This is a genomic window from Massilia glaciei (assembly GCF_003011895.2).
Taxonomy (GTDB): domain Bacteria; phylum Pseudomonadota; class Gammaproteobacteria; order Burkholderiales; family Burkholderiaceae_D; genus Telluria_A; species Telluria_A glaciei.
In genome coordinates this window covers 13798-32818 of record NZ_PXWF02000050.1, presented here as the reverse complement: position 1 = coordinate 32818, position 19021 = coordinate 13798, and the positions used below count along the sequence as shown (strand labels likewise).

At 62.3% G+C, this 19021-nt stretch carries 19 protein-coding genes; 8 read left to right on the top strand and 11 right to left on the bottom strand.

What is annotated here, in order from left to right:
- Positions 1 to 75 precede the first annotated feature (75 nt).
- Positions 76 to 255 carry a hypothetical protein gene (locus tag C7C56_RS27900; protein ID WP_146204268.1) on the top strand — a complete coding sequence of 60 codons (180 nt, stop codon included), beginning with the start codon at positions 76 to 78 and terminating at the stop codon, positions 253 to 255.
- Positions 256 to 397: 142 nt separating this feature from the next.
- Here the strand turns inward: C7C56_RS27900 and C7C56_RS03880 are convergent, their stop codons facing one another.
- The 3 genes from C7C56_RS03880 to C7C56_RS03870 form a co-directional block, all read right to left on the bottom strand.
- A complete protein-coding gene (locus tag C7C56_RS03880) occupies positions 398 to 1591 on the bottom strand; it encodes an aminotransferase-like domain-containing protein (RefSeq protein WP_106756180.1) in 1194 nt (397 codons plus the stop codon).
- Positions 1592 to 1721: 130 nt separating this feature from the next.
- A complete protein-coding gene (locus C7C56_RS03875; RefSeq protein ID WP_106756179.1) occupies positions 1722 to 2186 on the bottom strand; it encodes a RidA family protein in 465 nt (154 codons plus the stop codon).
- Positions 2187 to 2790: 604 nt separating this feature from the next.
- Complete coding sequence (locus tag C7C56_RS03870; RefSeq protein ID WP_229458040.1) at positions 2791 to 3717, bottom strand: DMT family transporter; 927 nt, start codon at positions 3715 to 3717, stop codon at positions 2791 to 2793.
- Between the two features lie 355 nt (positions 3718 to 4072).
- Here C7C56_RS03870 and C7C56_RS03865 point away from each other — a divergent pair, with 355 nt between their 5' ends.
- On the top strand, positions 4073 to 4915 hold the full coding sequence (locus C7C56_RS03865) for a response regulator (RefSeq protein ID WP_181373013.1): 843 nt from the start codon (positions 4073 to 4075) through the stop codon (positions 4913 to 4915).
- A gap of 21 nt (positions 4916 to 4936) precedes the next feature.
- Here the strand turns inward: C7C56_RS03865 and C7C56_RS03860 are convergent, their stop codons facing one another.
- Positions 4937 to 5599, bottom strand: coding sequence for an NUDIX hydrolase (locus C7C56_RS03860; protein ID WP_106756177.1), 663 nt, complete (start codon positions 5597 to 5599; stop codon positions 4937 to 4939).
- Positions 5600 to 5798: 199 nt separating this feature from the next.
- Between C7C56_RS03860 and C7C56_RS03855 the strand changes: the two genes are divergently transcribed.
- From C7C56_RS03855 to C7C56_RS03840, 4 genes are read left to right on the top strand one after another with little or no spacing between them, the layout of a single operon-like run.
- Complete coding sequence (locus C7C56_RS03855; RefSeq protein ID WP_106756176.1) at positions 5799 to 6668, top strand: cysteine hydrolase family protein; 870 nt, start codon at positions 5799 to 5801, stop codon at positions 6666 to 6668.
- Positions 6669 to 6683: 15 nt separating this feature from the next.
- Entirely contained in the window at positions 6684 to 7874 is a 1191-nt protein-coding gene (gene pncB, locus C7C56_RS03850) for a nicotinate phosphoribosyltransferase (RefSeq protein WP_106756175.1), read from the top strand.
- A 15-nt stretch (positions 7875 to 7889) separates the two neighbouring features.
- Positions 7890 to 9587 (top strand): NAD+ synthase, encoded by a 1698-nt coding sequence (locus tag C7C56_RS03845; RefSeq protein WP_106756174.1) that lies wholly within the window; start codon positions 7890 to 7892, stop codon positions 9585 to 9587.
- Between the two features lie 14 nt (positions 9588 to 9601).
- Positions 9602 to 10648 (top strand): bifunctional nicotinamide-nucleotide adenylyltransferase/Nudix hydroxylase, encoded by a 1047-nt coding sequence (locus C7C56_RS03840; protein WP_106756173.1) that lies wholly within the window; start codon positions 9602 to 9604, stop codon positions 10646 to 10648.
- 22 nt (positions 10649 to 10670) lie between these two features.
- On the opposite strand, the gene C7C56_RS03835 is transcribed toward C7C56_RS03840, so the two are convergent.
- The 3 genes from C7C56_RS03835 to C7C56_RS03825 all read right to left on the bottom strand — a co-directional run bounded on the left by C7C56_RS03835 (position 10671) and on the right by C7C56_RS03825 (position 12663).
- Positions 10671 to 11270, bottom strand: coding sequence for a hypothetical protein (locus tag C7C56_RS03835; protein ID WP_146204267.1), 600 nt, complete (start codon positions 11268 to 11270; stop codon positions 10671 to 10673).
- A 99-nt stretch (positions 11271 to 11369) separates the two neighbouring features.
- Entirely contained in the window at positions 11370 to 11993 is a 624-nt protein-coding gene (locus tag C7C56_RS03830; protein ID WP_106756171.1) for a glutathione S-transferase family protein, read from the bottom strand.
- Positions 11994 to 12021: 28 nt separating this feature from the next.
- Positions 12022 to 12663, bottom strand: coding sequence for a LysE family translocator (locus C7C56_RS03825; protein ID WP_106756170.1), 642 nt, complete (start codon positions 12661 to 12663; stop codon positions 12022 to 12024).
- Positions 12664 to 12780: 117 nt separating this feature from the next.
- Between C7C56_RS03825 and C7C56_RS03820 the strand changes: the two genes are divergently transcribed.
- The gene (locus C7C56_RS03820; RefSeq protein ID WP_106756169.1) at positions 12781 to 14301 is read left to right on the top strand and encodes an aminotransferase-like domain-containing protein; all 1521 of its coding nucleotides are present in this window, start codon (positions 12781 to 12783) and stop codon (positions 14299 to 14301) included.
- A gap of 92 nt (positions 14302 to 14393) precedes the next feature.
- Complete coding sequence (htpG, locus tag C7C56_RS03815) at positions 14394 to 16316, top strand: molecular chaperone HtpG (protein WP_106756168.1); 1923 nt, start codon at positions 14394 to 14396, stop codon at positions 16314 to 16316.
- Positions 16317 to 16360: 44 nt separating this feature from the next.
- Here the strand turns inward: htpG and C7C56_RS03810 are convergent, their stop codons facing one another.
- The 4 genes from C7C56_RS03810 to C7C56_RS03795 form a co-directional block, all read right to left on the bottom strand.
- Positions 16361 to 16657 carry a GIY-YIG nuclease family protein gene (locus C7C56_RS03810; protein ID WP_106756167.1) on the bottom strand — a complete coding sequence of 99 codons (297 nt, stop codon included), beginning with the start codon at positions 16655 to 16657 and terminating at the stop codon, positions 16361 to 16363.
- A gap of 265 nt (positions 16658 to 16922) precedes the next feature.
- Positions 16923 to 17474, bottom strand: coding sequence for an RBBP9/YdeN family alpha/beta hydrolase (locus tag C7C56_RS03805; protein WP_106756166.1), 552 nt, complete (start codon positions 17472 to 17474; stop codon positions 16923 to 16925).
- A 200-nt stretch (positions 17475 to 17674) separates the two neighbouring features.
- Positions 17675 to 18160, bottom strand: coding sequence for a hypothetical protein (locus tag C7C56_RS03800; RefSeq protein WP_229458031.1), 486 nt, complete (start codon positions 18158 to 18160; stop codon positions 17675 to 17677).
- 63 nt (positions 18161 to 18223) lie between these two features.
- Positions 18224 to 19015, bottom strand: a complete 792-nt coding sequence (locus C7C56_RS03795; RefSeq protein ID WP_106756165.1) for an MBL fold metallo-hydrolase — start codon at positions 19013 to 19015, stop codon at positions 18224 to 18226.
- Positions 19016 to 19021 lie beyond the last annotated feature (6 nt).

Below are 19021 nucleotides of genomic sequence, written 5' to 3'. Positions count from 1 at the left end.
ATGCGCGGCGCGATGCCGGCAAGCAGCAACAGTTGGGGCGACCGCCCGAATTGATCTCAATGAAAGGAAAACAATATGCGCAATTCAGGCGGTAGTGCCCCAACCAACGTCGTGTGGATCATCTCGCTGGTGCTGTTCATCGTCGCGCTGCTGGCGCAATTTAACATCGTGCGCATCCCGGAGCCGTACGCAACCTGGTCCTGGATCGTCGGTTTTGGCCTGCTGCTGATCGCCTGCCGTGTCAAAGGCTTGTAGCGGGATATGCAATTTTGAATAGCGGCGCGCGCGGCTATTCAAATATGCATGGTCTGAACAATTTCGCCGTCACGGCCCTTGCGGCGGTGACGGCGATTTCGCTTTTGCAGCGGGATTTTTGCAGCGGGATTTTTGCAGCCGACTACAGCTGGGCGGCGATCAGCTTGCCAAGGATGGCGACGCCTTCGCGGATGCGCTCGGGCGAAACCGTCACGAACGACAGGCGCAAGGTGTTGGTCTCAGGCTCGTTGGCGTAGAACGGCGCGCCCGGCACGAAGGCGACCTTGGCCGCGATGGCCTGGTCGAGCAATTGCATCGCGTCGATCTGCTTGGGCAGCGTGACCCAGATGAACATGCCGCCTTCGGGCTTGGTCCAGGTGACCGCCTTCGGGAAGTGCTCGGCCATCGAATCGAGCATGACTTGGCACTGGTTGCCGTACAGCGTGCGGATGTTCGGGATGTGGCGCTCGAGGAAGCCGTCTTTGATGACTTCGTGGACGACCATCTGGGTCAGCTGGGCGGTGTGGAGGTCGGCGGCCTGCTTGGCCAGCTCGAGGCGGCGCACCAGCGGCAGCGGCGCGACCACATAGCCCAGACGGATGCCCGGCGTGAGCACCTTCGAGAATGAGCCCATGTAGATGACGCCGTCGGGATTCATGTTGAGCATCTTCGGGAACGGCTCGCCGTTGTAGCTCAGGGAGCCGTATGGATCGTCCTCGATCAGCGGCAGGCCGAGGCGGGCGCAGGTCTCGACGAGCTCGACGCGGCGCTCGACCGACAGGCTGCGGCCGGTCGGGTTCTGGAAGTTCGGCAGCGCGTACAGCAGGCGCGCGCCCTCGGCCACGGGCGCGATCGACGACGGCACCAGGCCGTGCTCGTCGGTGGCGACGGACTTGAATTCGGGACGGTACACCGAGAACGCCTGCAGCGCGCCCAGATAGCTCGGGGTTTCGACCAGCACGCGACTGCCTTCGTCGATCAGCACTTTGCCCAGCAGGTCGAGCGCTTGCTGGGAGCCCGAGGTCATCAGCACCTGCTCGGGGGCGATGGTGCAATCTGGCGTGGACAGGGAGTTGGCGACCCACTCGCGCAGCGGCGCGTAACCGTCGGTCGGGCCGTATTGCAGGGCCACCTTGCCGTTGTTGGACAGAACCTTGTCGAAGGCGGCCTTCATCTCCTCGACCGGGAAGGTGGCGGGCGAAGGCAGGCCGCCGGCGAAGGAGATGATGTCGGGACGTTGGGTGATCTTCAGGATTTCGCGGATGAACGAGCTTTGCAGCTGGCTGGCGCGCTCCGAAAATTGCCATTCGATCGGGTTTGGATTTTCGATTTTCATGCTGGTCTCACTAAGGATGGGGCCGCGTCGGGTGCTTGGCCAATTATAGGGCACGCCGGGTAGGGTGCCCGGAAAGGGCGGCGCTGGGTAAGCGTCGCCCGGGTCGGTGCGATCTGGGGCGCTAGGGCTGTTAGTCGGCCAGTTCGACGATCATTTCGATTTCCACGCAGGCGCCGCGCGGAATCTGCGCCACGCCGAAGGCCGAGCGGGCGTGCTTGCCGGCGTCGCCGAAGACCTCGCCGAGCAGTTCCGAGCAGCCATTGGTGACCAGATGCTGCTCCGTGAAGTCGGGGGTCGAATTGACCAGGCTCATGACCTTGACGATGCGCTTGACGCGCTCGAGGTCGCCGCCACAGGCTTCGCGCAGGGTGCCGATGAGGTCGATGGCGATGTTGCGCGCGGCGGCCTGGCCCTGCTCGGTCGAGACGTTCTTGCCGAGCTGGCCGACGACGATGGCGCCGTCCTTGTCCTTGGCGAGGTGGCCGGAGATGAAGACCAGATTGCCTGTCTGAACATACATGACGTAGGCGGCGGCCGGAGCGGCTGGGGCGTTGAGGGTGATGTTAAGCGCGGCGAGTTTGTCGATAACGGTCATGAGGATTCCAGAATTATATAAACAGCCGGTATTGTACGTCTTGCCGATGTGCCTGCCCATTCAAATCATGCACATCTCCTTGGGCGGGCACTATGCCCCGACCCGGGCCCATCCCTGAAGCGCCGCGCGCCCAAAAACAGACCAAGTCGAGCTTCAATTTTTTAACCGGGGTCTGACCCCACTTAAGGAATTCTTTGCCAAAAATTTGGTGAGCCAGCGCGATTCCAGGGCTACGCCCGGCCCCCGCATGTTTGCACGGAAACTTAGTTCCGCAATCGGGGTCAGACCCCGGTTACAAAATATGTCTTGCCGATGTGCCTGCCCATTCAAATCATGCACTTCCCCAAAGGCGGACACTATGCATTGGCCCGAGCCCATCCCTAAAGTCCCCCCGCGCCCAAAAACAGACCAAGTCGAGCTTCAATTTTTTAACCGGGGTCTGACCCCACTTAAGGAATTTTTTGCCAAAAATTTGGTGAGCTGGCGCGATTCCAGGGCTACGCCCGGCCCCCGCATGTTTGCACGGAAACTTAGTTCCGATATTGGGGTCAGACCCCGGTTACAGAATAATTCCATCGGGCAGGTGCCGGTGCGGCGCCTGGCGCTATCGGCGCACCTGCATCGCGCGGCCCGCCGCGACCACGGCGATCACCGCGCCGGCGAACACGCCATTGACCAGCGTTAGCGGCTCGCCCACGATCACGGCGGCGCCGGCCAGCGTCAAAAACGGTTGCACCAGCTGCACCTGGCCGACCCGGGCGATGCCGCCCGTCGCCAGGCCGCGGTACCAGAAGAAGAAGCCGATGAACATCGAGAACATCGACACGTAGGCGAAGGCGGCCCAGGCCGGCAGGCCGGCGGCCGCGATCGCCCCGCGGTCCGGCCACGACAGCCACAGCACCAGCGGCGCCAGCGCCGGCGCCGCCAGCAGCAGTGCCCAGCTTATGACTTGCTCGCCGCCCATGCTGCGCGACAGGCGCCCGCCCTCGGCGTAGCCGATGGCAGCCAGAACGACCGCGCCCAGCATCAGCAGGTCGGCCGGCTCGAAGCCGCCGCCGTTATGTCGCAGCGCGAAGCCGACCACGAGGCCCGAACCGAGCAGGGCCATCAGCCAGAAGCCGAGCGAGGGCTTCTCGTGGCCGCGCACCGCCGCGCACAGCGCCGTGGCCAGCGGAAGGATTCCCACGAGCACCGCCGCGTGCGACGCGGGCAGGGTCCGCAGGGCGATCGACGTGAGCCACGGAAAACCGATCACGCAGCCGAGCGCCACCAGCGCCAGCGGCAGCACGGCGCCGCGCGGCGGCAGGGGCGCGCGCTTCCACCAGAGAAAGGCGCCGGCCAGCACGGCGGCCACCAGCGCGCGCCCGAGCGCGACGAAGGCGGGCGGCAGCTCGGCCACCGCAAGCCGGGTGAACGGGAGCGTGAGGCTGAAAAGGGCCACGCCCGCCAGGCCCAGCAGCATGCCGCGCGTCTCGGGGCTGAGGCTTGGCGCGCCCGGATGGCAGTGCGCCGCCGAAATGTGTTCTTGCATCACCTGCTCCAGAAAGTGGCGACTGGCTTTGTCGATCCATCTATCGTAGAGCAGATTTAAAGTACAGTACGTGTACAGTTGGCCAACTAAATGCGGATACTGTATTGGCCGGATCGCCAATACGCGGGGCTTTGCGGGCAACACTCGATCTCATGTGGTCGACTTGATGCGGCAAGGCCATACTAAGGTCATGCGGGAAACTAAATTTCTTGAAAAGCAATTTGTATCCGCGCATAATAAAAGTGTTGTCAATACTGGTTGATGGAATCGCGCCCGGCCCCGGCCAGGGTTGTTTGACTTTGAAACGATCACCGGGATGGAAATGGACTCACGTGTTCGTCAAGAGAAAATAGTCTTGGTCATAGACGACGACGGTTTCATGCGGCAATTGGCGCGTGAGGTGTTGGAGGGCATCGGCCTGCAAGTGGTCGAGGCCGGCGACGGCGTGGCGGGGCTTGCCGCCCTCGCGTCGGTGCGCCCGGATATCGTGCTGCTCGACGTCGGCATGCCCGGGCTCGACGGCGTCGAAGTGTGCCGCGCCCTGCGTCGGCAGCATGCCGGCCAGGGCATCCCCGTGCTCATGTTCACGGCGCACGATGACGGCGCGACGGTGGACGGCGCGTTCGCCGCCGGCGCCACCGACTATATGTGCAAACCGATCAACAACGCGCTTCTGCAACACCGGATGCGCATCCTTCTCCAGTCCAGCCCGGTCAGGCGCGCCGCGGATGCCGGCGCGGACGCGGGCACTTTGCTATTGGTCGACCACGACCCCAATGTGATCAGATCCTTGCGCCGCTTGTTCCGCGCCGACGACTACCAGCTCTTGTGCGCGCCCACCGCCGGCGAGGCCTTCGATCTGCTGGGCAGCCACCGGGTGCAGGTCATGATCGCCGACCAGCGCCTGCCGCAGGTTTGCGGCGCCGATTTTCTGTCCAAGGTCAAATTGCAGTATCCCGAGGTCGTGCGGATCGTGCTGTCCGGGTACACGCAAGTCGATTCGGTCATCGACGCCATCAACCACGGTTCGGTGTTCCGGTTTTTCACCAAGCCGTGGGACGACCAGGCCGTGCGCGACAGCGTGCGCGAGGCGTTCGAACATCAGCGCAAGGCCAATGGACATGGCGCCCGGCGGCGCAAGGACGACTTTGGGTCCCCGCGAGACATGGCCGATCGGACCATGGGTTTTTCGATCTGATCGCGCGGCGCCCGTTTTAGTTCAAAGGCCACGTTCGAGCAGCGTCAATCGCTCGCGCAATTCCGGCTTCAAGCGGTGCAACTGCGCCGGCCGGTGCGCGCCCGCGCTGTCAAACTGCCCTTCCAGAATTTCGAGCATCGCCATCTCCTTGATTTTCCTGCGAAAGCTGACCTTGTTCAAAGGTTCGCCCATGAGCGCCTCATAGATGCGCTGCAGATGGGGCAGGGTGAATGCCTCGCCGGCCAGATAGCAAGGCAAAGAGGAATACTGGCTCTTGCTGCGCAGCCGCGCGACCGCCGTTTCGATGATGCCGCGGTGGTCGAACGGCAGGTTGGTGAGCTGGTCGACGTTGGCCAGTTTGATATCCGGGTGTCCGGCGCGCTCGATCACGTCGAACGACACAAGCGCATAGTAGGTGACCGATATGGACCAGCCGCGCGGGTCGCGCGCGGGGCCCGAAAACGTGGCCAACTGCTCGAGGTAGGGCGCCTCGATGCGGGTTTTTTCGTTGAGTACGCGCAAGGCCGCGTCGCGCGCGTCGTTGTCTTCGGCATGGATGAATCCGCCAGGCAGGGCGGCCACCCCGCGATACGGCTCGCGCTCCCTTTTGAGCAGGGCGACACTGAGCCGCTCGTCTTTAATGGTGAGCAAAACCACATCGACCGTGCAAATGACATTGTTCATTGTCTTATCCAAATAAGGAGCCGTTTCGGAGGCTAAGTACATTTTCCATCTTAAGCCAGTCGCCGCTGATTGTGATGAGTATCAATGCGCAGGGATAAAAACAGGCGCAAATTTTTCCTTTGAGAAAATTATAGCCGACTTAGTTGCATTTGAAAACTAAGTGATTTACACTGGGTCAACTAATGCGAAAGGACGCGCAATGAAACGGAATCTGCATCTACTCGTCATCGATCCGCAAAACGATTTTTGCGATCTGCCGGAAGGGTACCGCCCTGCCGATGCGCCCGCATCCGGACGGAACGCCCCTGCGCTGCCGGTGCCGGGCGCGCACGCCGATATGTTGAATGTGGCCGAATTGGTCAACCGCGGCCGGGCCGGGCTCTCCGGCATCAGCGTGACGATCGACTCGCACCACAGGCTCGATATCGCCCATCCCGGTTTTTGGACCGATGGCGCAAAACAGGAAGTGCATCCCTTCACGCAGATAACGGCCGCCGATGTGCGGGCCGGGCGCTATCTGCCGCGCGATCCGGCGGCCTTGCCGCGCGTGCTTAATTATCTCGAGACGCTCGAGGCGGCGGGCCGTTACAGCCTCATGGTCTGGCCCGTCCATTGCGAGATTGGCAGTTGGGGGCGGCAAGTGCACGCCGATGTGCAAGCGGCATTGAACCACTGGGAGAATGGCGGGCATGGCAAGGTCGACCGGGTGATCAAGGGCACCAACCCGTGGACCGAGCACTATTCCGCGATCCAGGCCGAGGTGCCGGACGACGACGACGAGGCCACCCAGTTGAATGGCGCACTGATCGAGGTGCTGTCGAGCGCGGACCGGGTGTTCATCACCGGCGAGGCCGGCAGCCATTGCGTCAAGGCGACCACCGAGCACCTGGTCGCCAATGTCGATCAGCGCCACCTGTCAAAATTGGTGCTGCTGACCGATTGCATGAGCGCCGTGACCGGATACGACGCGCAGTTCCTGGCGTTTATCGAGGATATGAAGGCGCGCGGCGTGCAGGTCGCCAAAGCGGCCGAAATACTGCCCGAATTGCTCGCCAACGCAAAAAGTTAACGGAATTGGAATCCCATGAAGCCGATCGTACGCAGCCTGCTCGAAACAGACCTCTATAAATTCACGATGTGGCAGGCGCTGCTGCATCGCCATCCGGATGCCCAAACCGAATACGCCTTTGTCTGCCGCAACCAGCCGGCCTATCCGCTGGCGGAACTGAAGGGCGACGTCGAACGCGAACTCGATCATTTGTGCCAAATGACGTTTGCTGAAGATGAGTTGGACTACTTGCGCGGCCTGCGCTTCATCAAGAGCGACTTCGTCGATTTCCTGACGCTGTTCCGCTTCCAGCGCAAATTCATCACCGTCGACACCGACGGCCCGACCCTGAAGATCGAAGCGAAGGGGCCGCTGGTCCATGTGATGGGTTTCGAGATTTACGTCCTGTACATCGTCAACGAACTCTATTTCCGCCGCTTCGACCAGCAAGCCGCGCTCGATGAGGGACGCAAGCGGCTGGGCGCCAAAATCGCGCTGCTTAAACAAACCGCGGGCGAGTCGGCCTGCCGGCACCCTTTCGAGTTTTTCGATTTCGGCGTGCGCCGGCGTTTTTCCGCCGTCTGGCAGGACGAAGTGGTGGGAACGCTGGCCGAGGCCGTCCCCGAGTATTTCAAAGGTACGTCGAACGTGTATCTGGCCAAAAAATACAATCTGGTGCCGATCGGGACCATGGCGCATGAGTATCTGCAGGCATTCCAGTCGTTTGGCGTGCGCCTGCGCGACTTCCAGAAGGCGGCGCTCGAAGACTGGGTGCAGGAATACCGGGGCGAACTCGGCACCGCCTTGACCGACGTGGTCGGCATGGACGCATTCCTGGCCGATTTCGATTTGTATTTCGCCAAGCTGTTCGACGGTTTGCGCCATGATTCGGGCGACCCGTTCGTCTGGGGCGAGAAGGCCCTGGCCCATTATGCGACACTGCGGATCGACGCGCGCACCAAACGGCTGGTATTTTCGGACGGACTCGATCTGCCAAAGGCCTTGGCGCTGCATCGGCACTTTGCCAACCGCACCATGACCGGCTTTGGCATCGGCACCAACCTGTCGAACGACACGCCGATACCGGCACTGAACATCGTGATGAAACTGATGAGCTGTAACGGCCAGCCGGTGGCAAAGCTTTCCGATTCCGCTGGCAAAACGCTGTGCAAAGACACGACCTTCCTGGCCTATCTTGGCCAGGTATTCCACCATTGCGCCACTTAAGGTACCGAGATGACAATGATAAAACTAGCGATCGCCCAACTGAACTACACCGTGGGCGACTTTGCCGGCAATGTGGCGGCCACGGTGCGGCATATGCAACACGCGAGCGGACGGGGCGCCGACATGGTCGTGTTCTCCGAATTGTCATTGTGCGGATACTATCCGGGCGACCTGCTCGAGGACGCCGCCTTTCTGCAAAATCTCGATGACGCGCTCGGCGAGGTTTTGCTCGCCTCGCGCGCGATGCCGGCATTGGTGGCGGTGATCGGCACGGTGCGCCGCGGCACCGGGCCCGGCAAGGCCTTGCGCAACGCGCTGCTCGCGATCCGCGACGGCGAGGTGGTCGCGGAATACTACAAGCAGCTGCTGCCGACCTATGGCATTTTCGACGAGCGGCGCCATTTCGAACCCGGCCCGGAAGGCGCGTGCATACTCGAAGTGGCCGGCCATAGCATCGGATTCATGGTGTGCGAGGATGCGTGGAACAATCAGGGCCGCGATTACCTCGTCAATCCATTCGACGCCCTGCGCGATGCATCGCCGGAACTGATTGTGAGCATCAATGCTAGCCCGTCGGACATCGGCAAACGCAAGCAGCGGCACGAGATATTCAGCGCCGCGGCCGCCCACAGCAATCTGCCGCTGCTGTATGTGAACCAGGTGGGCGGACAGGATCAACTGGTGTTCGACGGCGCCTCGTTCGCGGTATCGCCCGCGCAGGGCATCGCGTTCGAGGCGGCCCGCTTCACCGAAGACTTTCAGGTGATCGGGTTTGAGGCGGGCCGGTTCATCGCGCTCGACGGCTCGGCGCTGCCAACGCCCGATCCGATCGGCCTGTCGGCGGTGGAATTCACGCGGCGCCAGATCGTACTCGGGCTGCAGGACTACGCTCGCCGCTGCAATTTCAGCACGGTGGTGGTCGGCTCCTCGGGCGGCATCGATTCGGCCGTGACGCTGGCGCTCGCCGTCGAGGCGCTCGGCGCCCACAACGTGTGCGCGATAACGATGCCATCGGCTTTCTCGAGCGAAGGTTCGGTATCGGACTCGGTGGCGCTTTGCGACAACCTCGGCATCAAGCTCTACACCCATCCGATCCGCGCCCTGGTCGATCAATTCAGCGCCGGCTTCGGGAGCGCGTTCGACGTGCCCTTGACCGGGCTGCCGCTCGAGAACCTGCAGGCGCGCATCCGCGGCACCATCTTGATGGAGTACTCGAATGCGTTCGGCGCCTTGTTGATCACCACCGGCAACAAGAGCGAGATATCGGTCGGCTATTGCACCCTGTACGGCGACACCAATGGCGGCCTGGGCCTGATCGGCGACCTCTATAAAACCGAGGTTTATGCATTGTCGCGCCACGTCAATCAAAACGCCGGGCGCGAAATCATTCCCGAGGCGGTATTGAGCAAGCCGCCATCGGCCGAACTGGCGCCGGGACAGCAGGATACCGACAGCCTGCCGCCCTACGAGGTGCTCGACGAAATCCTGAAGTGGCATATCGAAGGCAACCGCCTGCCAACGCCCGATGCCCAATCGGCGAGCCGATTCGTCAGCCGGCTGACCGAGACCGATGAGGGCAAGATGCTGGTCACCCGCATCCTCGGCATGGTCGCCCGAAACGAATACAAGCGCCGCCAGGCGCCGCCGATCATCCGCGTGCGCGCGCGCGCATTCGGCAGCGGGCGTCAAATCCCGATCACGGCAAAATACTGAACCCAGGGGATTCCATGATTAACGATGCGCGCGCCGATGTCGCGGTACTTATCGGCCGGTTCCAACCTTTTCACAACGGCCATGCCGCGCTCCTGAAGGCGGCATTGGCCAGCGCCCCGCACGTGGTGGTAGTGCTTGGCTCGTCGTTTCGCTCCCGCAGCGCCAAAAATCCCTTCACCTGGGAGGAGCGCGCCGCCATGATCGACGGTAGTTTGGCGGCCGAAGAACGCACGCGCGTCAGTTACCTCGCGGCGCGCGACTACTATAACGATCCGCGCTGGGCTGCCGAGGTGCGTGCCGGTGTGAAGCGCATGGCGCCAGCGGCGCAGAAGATAGCGCTGGTCGCTTTTTTCAAGGACGTATCGAGCTATTACCTGAATAACTTCCCCGAATGGGAGCCGCTCAGCGTGAAGGTCGAGGCCGAGATTGACGCCACCCGCATCCGGCGCGTCTTGTTCGAGGCCGAGGACCTCGATGTATCGCTCAGCGTCATCGCGCCGTTGGTGCCGACGGCGGTGCGCCAGTACCTGAAGGCGTGGACCTTCCTGCCGTATTTCGCGCCCCTGGCCGAGGAACACAAGGCGGTCGAGGCCTACAAGGCATCCTGGCGCGCCGCGCCGTACCCACCGATATTTTCCACGGTCGACGCGGTGGTCAAGACGGCGGGTTACGTGCTGCTGATCCGCCGCAATGACTTTCCGGGCAAAGGATTGTGGGCGATGCCCGGCGGATTCGTCGAGCCGGGCGAGCGCCTGCTGCAGGCCGCGATGCGCGAGCTGAACGAAGAAACCGAGCTCGGCGTGCTGATGCCAACCTTGGCGGACGCGCTGATCGGCGTGGCCGTGTTCGACCATCCAAACCGCAGCCAGCGCGGCCGCACCATCACGCATGCGCATTTCTTCGACCTCAAGACGGAGCACCTGCCGGAGATTGAGGGCGCGGACGATGCCGCGCTCGCGAAATGGGTGCCGATCGACCAGTTGCTATCGATGGAGGAGCAGTTCTTCGAAGACCATTTCCACATCCTCGACCATTTCCTGCAATTGACGGGAGACGTGTGATGATGCCGACTTTGCAAAGCCGCTATCGGCCATTTGGTCGATCTCGATTCAGGTAAAAATACCGTTCAGTGTTTTTGTCATCATACGTTCCGCAGTCGAACCCTTGAAGACCGACCAGCCCTTGCGGCGGCATTATGGTGGCAACTTCTTTGCGCTTGCCGCCCATATTTTTCGAGTACGAAATTTTTCTCGTTAAGTAGTTGATGCTTAGTTTGTCCGCAGTCTTGGCTTCGTCGTCCTCATTCTGTTCATCCTCACCAATGAGTTCGAGATCTTTCCGTTTGTCGTTGTACCTGAACCGCATACTGAAGCGCGAAGACGAGGAGGAGTAACCGGTGACGAGCAAAGTCCCGCCCTCGACGGCCATATTGTAAAACTGGCGGATTTTGCAGAACTCATCAGAAAGCGAGAGGATCGTGTATTGGCCGTTCCGGTGGCCGGCGAGTACCGCCAGTCTTTCGCTGCGCTCGCCGGGACCCTCGGTATTTGTCAGGATAAGGCCAAGATCCTCAATTCCGTCGCCGTTCAAGTCGCAAAATTCAGCATTCCAAATGCTGAATCCTTGATTTGGAAATAAGGCTTTAACCGCTGCTGCGGCTTTGATATGCCCCTCTTCAGCCAAAGCAGGCGCTGTTGCGGCCGCCAGGGCGACGAAGACGACAAGCAGCTTTACTGCGTTCGTGGCGGATTCCTATATTGGCCTGGGGGCGGTGTCGACAGCTCAGGGGCTGCCATTTGCGCAATGCAGGCGAAAGCCCTCGCGCTGCCGCAGCAGTTCCATATAGGCTGCAAGCGCAGCATAAGCGGGGCGCGTCATCGGCGTCATCAGCCAACGGTTGACCGACAGCGCGAGCACGATGTCGGCCAGCGTGAATTCGGGCCCGCAGACATAGGGCCCCGTCTTGCTCAGCTGGTCGTCGAGAATCCCCATATGCCGGTTCCAGCCGGCGACGCTTGCTGTGACCGCGTGCGCGTCCGGGTGCAGCGTACTTTGGCGCACCAGCGCCATGAACGCGTAGCGCCACGCGTTGTTCAATTCGGTCGCCTGCCAGTCCATCCACTGTTCGACCTTGGCGCGCGCGGCCGCGTCCCGCGGCAGCAAATCGGCGCGCCCGTGCTTGGCCGCCAGATAGCGGCAGATCGTATTCGATTCCCACAGCGTGAAGTCGCCATCGCGGATGACGGGCACCATCGCGTTGGGATTGAGCGCCTTGAACTGCGCCGCATCGGTCGAACGAAAGCCCGATCCCCACGATTCCTGAACGAACGGCTCGCCAATCTCCACGCACGTCCATAAGACCTTGCGCACATTGATGGACGAGGGCTTGCCGAGAACCTGGATCATGTTTCTCCTTGCATGTCGAACATATGGGTCAGGCGGCCTGGCGCCGCACGGTCAGCAGCAGCGTGCCGAAGGTGATAAAAACGGCCCCGAACACGCGCTTCATCCAAACGGCTACGCGCGGCTGGATCAGCCAGCGCCGGGCGCGCGAGGCCAATGCCGCATAAGCCATGTGAATCGCGTATGCGAGCACCATGAAAATACCCGTGAGTGTGAAGAACTGCGGGAGCAATGCCGCCTTGGCGTCCACGAACTGGGGGAACAGCGCCGTGAAATACAACAAGGCCTTCGGATTCGTGGTCGCCGTCAGGATTGCCTCGGCGAACAGCTGACGCGAGGTGGGCGCGGCGCCCACGGCGCTTTCAGGCGCACCATCCTGCGCGGGCGGAACGCGCGCAAACAGCGCCCGCAGGCCGATATAAAAAAGATAAAGCGCGCCGATCAGTTTGACCGCGCCAAACAACAGCGCCGACGAGTTCATCAGCGCGCCCAGACCGAGCATCGCCGCCGCCGAAAGCATGAACATGCCCGCGATATTGCCCGCCGCCGAACGGAGCACCGACTTGGCGCCGTGGGTCGCGCCGTTGCGCAGCGTAAGCAAAACCGCGGGCCCCGGTGTCATGATCGACAGCGCCGAAATCGCGGCAAAGGCGAGGAGGGTATGTGAAGGCATGGCTGGTCGTATTGGTAAGGCAAAAGTGCGCAAAACGGGATGGGTGTATCCTAGTGCACAAAGCAAGTACAGTACAAGTACAAAGCCCCAAAAAACTCCCCATACTGTAGTGGTTATATGAGCAATACGGAACACGCATTATCCCCGTTATCGGCCCTTGCGGGGCCGGGTGGTGGCCGGCCGGGCGCGTTTGCCGGCCTGCTCTCGCGCGAATCGGGCGAGTCGCTGATCGACCAGATCGTGCGCACGGTGGCCGCGCGCATCGACGACAAGTTGCTGCGCAGCGGCGCGCGCATGCCCTCGATCCGCCAGTTCGCCGCCGCCAACGCCGTCTCGTGCTCGACAGTGGTGGCCAGCTACGACCGGCTGGTGGCGAAGGGCTTCCTCGAGTCGCGCCGCGGCGCCGGCTTCTTCGTGCGCGAGCGCTCGCCCCTGAACGCGGGCGAGCGCTCCTCGGGCACCGACTGCGAGGCCGCCCGCGTCGAGGCGGCCGAGGCGCGTCCGCTCGACGTGGTTTGGCTGATCCGCAATATGTTCCGCCAGACGCCCCAGCAAAAGGCGCCCGGCTCGGGCGTGCTGCCGGCCGAATGGCTCGACGGCGCCGCCATCGGCAACGCGCTGCGCAGCATCGGTTCGCAGCACGCCAGCCTGCTGCTCAATTACGGCGCGCCGCAAGGCTTTTTGCCGCTGCGCCAGCAGCTCCAGCGCAAATTGGCCGAGCTCGAAATCGCCGCCGCGCCGTCGCAGATCGTCACCACCGTCGGCGTGACCCAGGCGCTGGACATCGTGGCGCGCGAATTCACGCGCCCGGGCGACACCATCTTTGTCGACGACCCCGCCTGGTACCTCATGTTCGGCTCCTTCGCCGCGCTCGGGGCCAAGGTGGTCGGCATTCCGCGCCTGCCCAACGGCCCCGACATCGCCCAGCTGGCGCAGCTGGCGGCCGAGCACAAGCCGCGGCTGTACGTGATCAATTCGGTGCTGCACAATCCGACCTCGACCTCGCTGTCGGCGGCCAAGGCGTTCCAGGTGCTGCGCATCGCCGAGGAGCACGGCTTTGCGATCGTCGAGGACGACATCTATTGCGACCTCAATCCGGGCAGCGCGGTGCAGCCGGCCACGCGCCTGGCCTCGCTCGACCAGCTCAAGCGCGTGATCTACCTGGGCGGGTTCTCGAAGACCATGGCCGCCAACCTGCGGGTCGGCTTCATCGCCGCATCGCCCGAATGGGCGCAGCGTCTGTGCGACCGCAAAATGCTGGGCACCCTGACCACCAGCGACATCGGCGAGCGCGTGGTGTACAAAATCCTGTCCGAGGGCGCCTACCGCAAGCACGCCGACCGCATCCGCACCCGCCTCGACACGCTGCGCGACAAGACCGTGCGCCGCATCGAGCAGCTTGGCATGCGGGTCGACGCGCCCCCGCGCGCCGGCCTGTTCGCCTGGGTCGACACGGGCGTTGACACCAACGTGCTGACCGAGCGCGCGCTCGCTTGCGGGCTGTTGCTGGCCCCCGGCAGCCTGTTCTCGCCGAACCAGCTGCCGTCGACGCGTATGCGCATGAACCTGCCGGCGATCCAGGAACCGTCGATCTGGCAGTTCCTCGAGCGCGAAATCGGCGCCATGCGGGGGGCGTAAGGCCGGTTTTGCCGGGGTCCTTGAAATCGCTCTTATAATCCCCATCTGCCAACATTGACTATCCCTTCAACCTGTCTCAAACGAGGAAAAAAATGGCTGTCGCCGAAAAAGAAACCCTTGGCTTTCAAGCTGAAGTAAAGCAGTTGCTGCAACTGATGATCCACTCCCTGTATTCGAACAAGGAGATTTTCCTGCGCGAACTGATTTCGAACGCGTCCGACGCGGCCGACAAACTGCGCTTCGAGGCGATCAACAACGACGCCCTGTACGGAAACGACCACGAACTGAAAATCAAGGTCGCCTTCGACAAGGCCGCGCGCACCATCACCATTTCCGACAACGGCGTCGGGATGAACCGCGACGACGTCATTTCGCACCTGGGGACGATCGCCAAGTCGGGCACCAAGGAGTTCTTCGGCAAATTGTCGGGCGACCAGCAGGCCGACGCGGCCCTGATCGGCCAGTTCGGCGTGGGCTTTTACTCGGGCTTCATCGTGGCCGACCGCATCACGGTCGAGACGCGCCGCGCCGGCGCGGCCGCCGACGAGGGCGTGCGCTGGGAGTCGGCGGGCGAGGGCGACTACAGCGTCGAGGCGATCGAAAAAGTCTCGCGCGGCACCGACGTCATCTTGCACCTGCGCGAGGGCGAGGACGAACTGCTCTCGGCCTGGAAGCTCAAGGGCATCATCCGCAAGTACTCGGACCACATCTCGCTGCCGATCCTGATGCAAAAGGACGAGTGGGACGAGGAGAGAAAAGAGACCGTCCTCAAAGACGAGTACGAGACCGTCAACCAGGCCAGCGCGCTATGGGCCCGCAACAAGGCCGACATCACGCCCGAGCAGTACGACGAATTCTACAAGCACGTCTCGCACGACTTCCAGGCGCCGCTGGCGCACACGCACAACCGTGTCGAAGGCCGCAGCGAATACACGCAGCTGCTGTACGTGCCGGCGCACGCGCCGTTCGACCTGTGGGACCGCAGCAAGCGCAGCGGCATCAAGCTGTACGTCAAGCGCGTGTTCATCATGGACGACGCCGAGCAGCTGATGCCGGCCTACCTGCGCTTTATTAAAGGCGTGATCGACTCGAACGACCTGCCGCTCAACGTCTCGCGCGAGATTTTGCAGGAGTCGCGCGACGTCAAGGTGATCCGCGAAGGCTCGACCAAGCGCGTACTGGGCATGCTCGAAGAACTGGCCAACGCCGACGAGCAAGAGAAAAAAGACAAGTACACCACCTTCTGGACCGAGTTCGGCCAGGTGCTCAAAGAGGGCATAGGCGAGGACGCGACCAACAAGGACCGTCTGGCCAAGCTGCTGCGCTTTGCCTCGACCGCGAACGAGAACGCCGACCAGAACACCGGACTGTCCGACTACATCGCGCGCATGAAGGAAGGCCAGGACAAGATCTACTACGTCGCCGGCGACAACTACACCGCGGCCAAGAACAGCCCGCACCTCGAGATCTTCCGCAAGAAGGGCGTCGAAGTGCTGCTCATGACGGACCGCGTCGACGAGTGGATGCTGTCGTTCCTGACCGAGTTCGAGGGCAAGGAGCTGGTGTCGGTGGCCAAGGGCGGGCTCGATCTGGGCAAGCTCGAGGACGAAGCCGAGAAAAAGGAACACGCAGAGACCGAGACCTCGTACAAGGAGTTGGTCGAGCGGATGAAGGGCGCGCTTGGCAACAAGGCCAAGGATGTGCGCGTGACGTTCCGCCTGACCGATTCGCCGGCGTGTCTGGTGGCCGACGAGAACGAACTGTCGGGCAACCTGCTGCGCATGCTCAAGGCGGCGGGGCAGAACGCGCCGGAGTCCAAGCCTATTCTCGAGATCAACCCGAACCACCCGCTGGTGACGCGCCTCAAGTACGAAGACGCGGCGAGCACCCAGTTTGGCGACTGGTCGCACATTTTGTTCGACCAGGCGCTGCTGGCCGAGGGCGGCTCGCTGGCCGATCCGGCGTCGTTTGTGAAGCGTTTGAATGAGATGTTGCTCGCCTCGACGGGCAAGTAATTGAAGTGGCGGAAACCGCGGCTGCGCCGTGGTTTCCGCAGTTTTTATCGGCTTAGAATATCCTCGTAGAAGTCACGCCAGCGCACATTATCCTTCTGGATCAGATCGACCTTCCAGCTGCGATTCCACTTTTTCAGTTGTTTTTCTCTTGTGATTACTTCGGCAATGTCGGTGTGGGCTTCGAACCATACCAGCATTTTTACGCCGTACATCTTTGTGAAACTATCCGCTTGGCCTTCACGGTGTTGCCACACGCGTTTTACCAGATCGGATGTGACGCCGATATAGAGCGTGCCGTTTCTGGCGCTGGCCATGATGTAGACGTAGCTTTGCTTATCCATTCCCCTATGGTCAGGGGCGGGCGTTCGGGTGGGGTGCATTTTTCGCAAACGTGCGCGGGAAAAAATTGGATGCGCCGCGGTTGTGCCAGCTCACTATGGGTTCCCGCTTTCGCGGGAATGACGGTTTATATTACTGCGCCGTATCACCAACCCGCCATTCCCGCGCCCTCCGCCATTCCCGCGCCCCCCGTCATTCCCGCGCCCCCCCCCCGTCATTCCCGCGAAAGCGGGAACCCATGCTGAGTATGAGAGCACGGGACGCATCCTATTTTTCGACCCCAATCTCCCGACAAAACGCCATCAACAACTGTTCGCCCTGGGCCCAAGCCCCGTGCCCGCTTGCCTCATTCACATGCCCGGCATCCCCGATTTCTTCAAACCGGCTGCCCCAAGCCTTCGCAAACGCCCGCGCCCGCTCCACGCTCACGTACGGATCATCCGCGCTAGCCACCACCACGCTCGCAAACGGCAACGCCTCCATCGGCACAGGCGCAAACCCATTGGTATCGATCGGATAAGACGCCGCCTCGACATCGCTGGGCGCCACCAAAAACGCGCCCGCCACCTTGAGTGACGACCCCGACCTGGCCCATTGCGCCGCCAGCACGCACCCCAAACTGTGCGCCACCAGCACCGGCGGCCCCTCGCACGCGGCAATGGCCGCGTCAAGCTCGGCCACCCACTCGCGGCACTCGGGATTGTTCCAGTCGCGATGCGGCACCCGCGTCCAGTCAGGGTGCCGGCGCTCCCACTGCGTTTGCCAGTGCTCCGGCCCCGAATTCCACAGGCCGGCCAGGATCAGGACTTCGCATTCCATCTCACCTCCGCTAACGCAAAAGAAACTTACTCACCAAGAATTTGGACAGCGTCGACTTCAGGTTTGGTGGCGCCAGTGTTCATCATCGTATACTTCACGCCCCTGACCGTGTACGTGGTCTTTGGAAACGTGCGGTTGAACCAAGTGCGGCGGCCGCGGTCGTCTTGCTTGACATCGCTGATACCCGACCATACCACATTTCATTTGCCGTCTGTGTCTTGCAACTCGACCTTGGTAACGCTTTCGATGCCGCTGCCCTGGTCGAACGCGGCGCGCACTTCGGTGGCCAGCACGGGCTTGGAGAAGCTCAGCTCGATCGAATCGAATCCGACCGTGCCGCCATTGCTTCGCCAGTATTCGCCATCGACCTTGCCGGTCGCATTGACCGGATCGAAGCCGCCGTAGGAAGATGTCGCCGTCGCGCCGGTCGCCCATTGCCCCAAAGGCTCGTTGATGTAGCCGTCATCCATGGTCGTGTAATCGAGCTGCGCCTGTTTGCGCGCCATTTCCTTTTGTTCCTCCGTCAACTCGGCTGGCTCCGCGGGCGTGGCTGCGGGCTCGGCGGCGGCGGTGGTGGCAACGGGGACCACGACCGTGTTGACCGTCGGTGGCACGGGATCGGTTTCTTTCTTGCACGCGGTGAGCAGGACAACGGGAACGAGCAGGGCGGCGACGACGGTTTTCATGACATTCTTTGCATGGTTATTAAAAATATATGCGAAGCATGATGACACAGATGCAGCCGCTCTTCAACCGCACGCGTGCGCATGGAAGACGAGTGTTTCGCCATCGCGCGGAATGCGCAGCCGCGGGAGCAGACCGGCCGCGCGCGCGGCCTCGTTCATATCTTCGCGGCTGACCGGGCAATGGCTCAATGCCTCGAGGTGGTTCGCCACCACCATGCCGCGTGCGAGCCGGGTCAATTCGATCACCCCGGCCGCGTCCATCAGGATCTCGGCGCCGAGATCGAAGCGGGCGCCACCCGCCGGCACCACGCTCACATCTGGCTGGTGCAGCACGATGAAGTCGCGCAAAGGCGCCGTCAAGATGGTGTCGCCGGCGAGGAACAGGCTCGGTTCGCCGGGCAGATCGATCAGGTAGCCGACGCCATGCTCCATCAGGCGTCCGATGAGCCCAAGCCCGTGCGTGCAGCGCAGCGTGCGGATGGTGCCGCCCAAGAACGGCAGGCCGTCGGCGTGATTCGCCTCGAGCGCCTGCACGTTCAGGCCGCGCTTGCGCAAATGGCCGGCGTCGTGCGGGGTGCAGATCACGGGAATTTGCCGTTCACGCAGCCATTTTTTTCCTGCCCGGTCCAGATGGTCGAAGTGCCCCTTCTGGCAGTGCGTGATCAGGCAATGGGTGACTGTGTCGAGCAGCGCATCGGCGCCTTCCGGCAGCTCGACCACTGGATTGCGGCGCATTCCGTCGGCCAGACGCAGCGGCGGCAGCGCGCCTCTTGAGGCGAGCATCGGGTCGACCAGAATGGTGTACGCGCCAACCCGTACGATGATGGTGGCGTTGCGCAGTTGGGTGATGTGCATGACGGA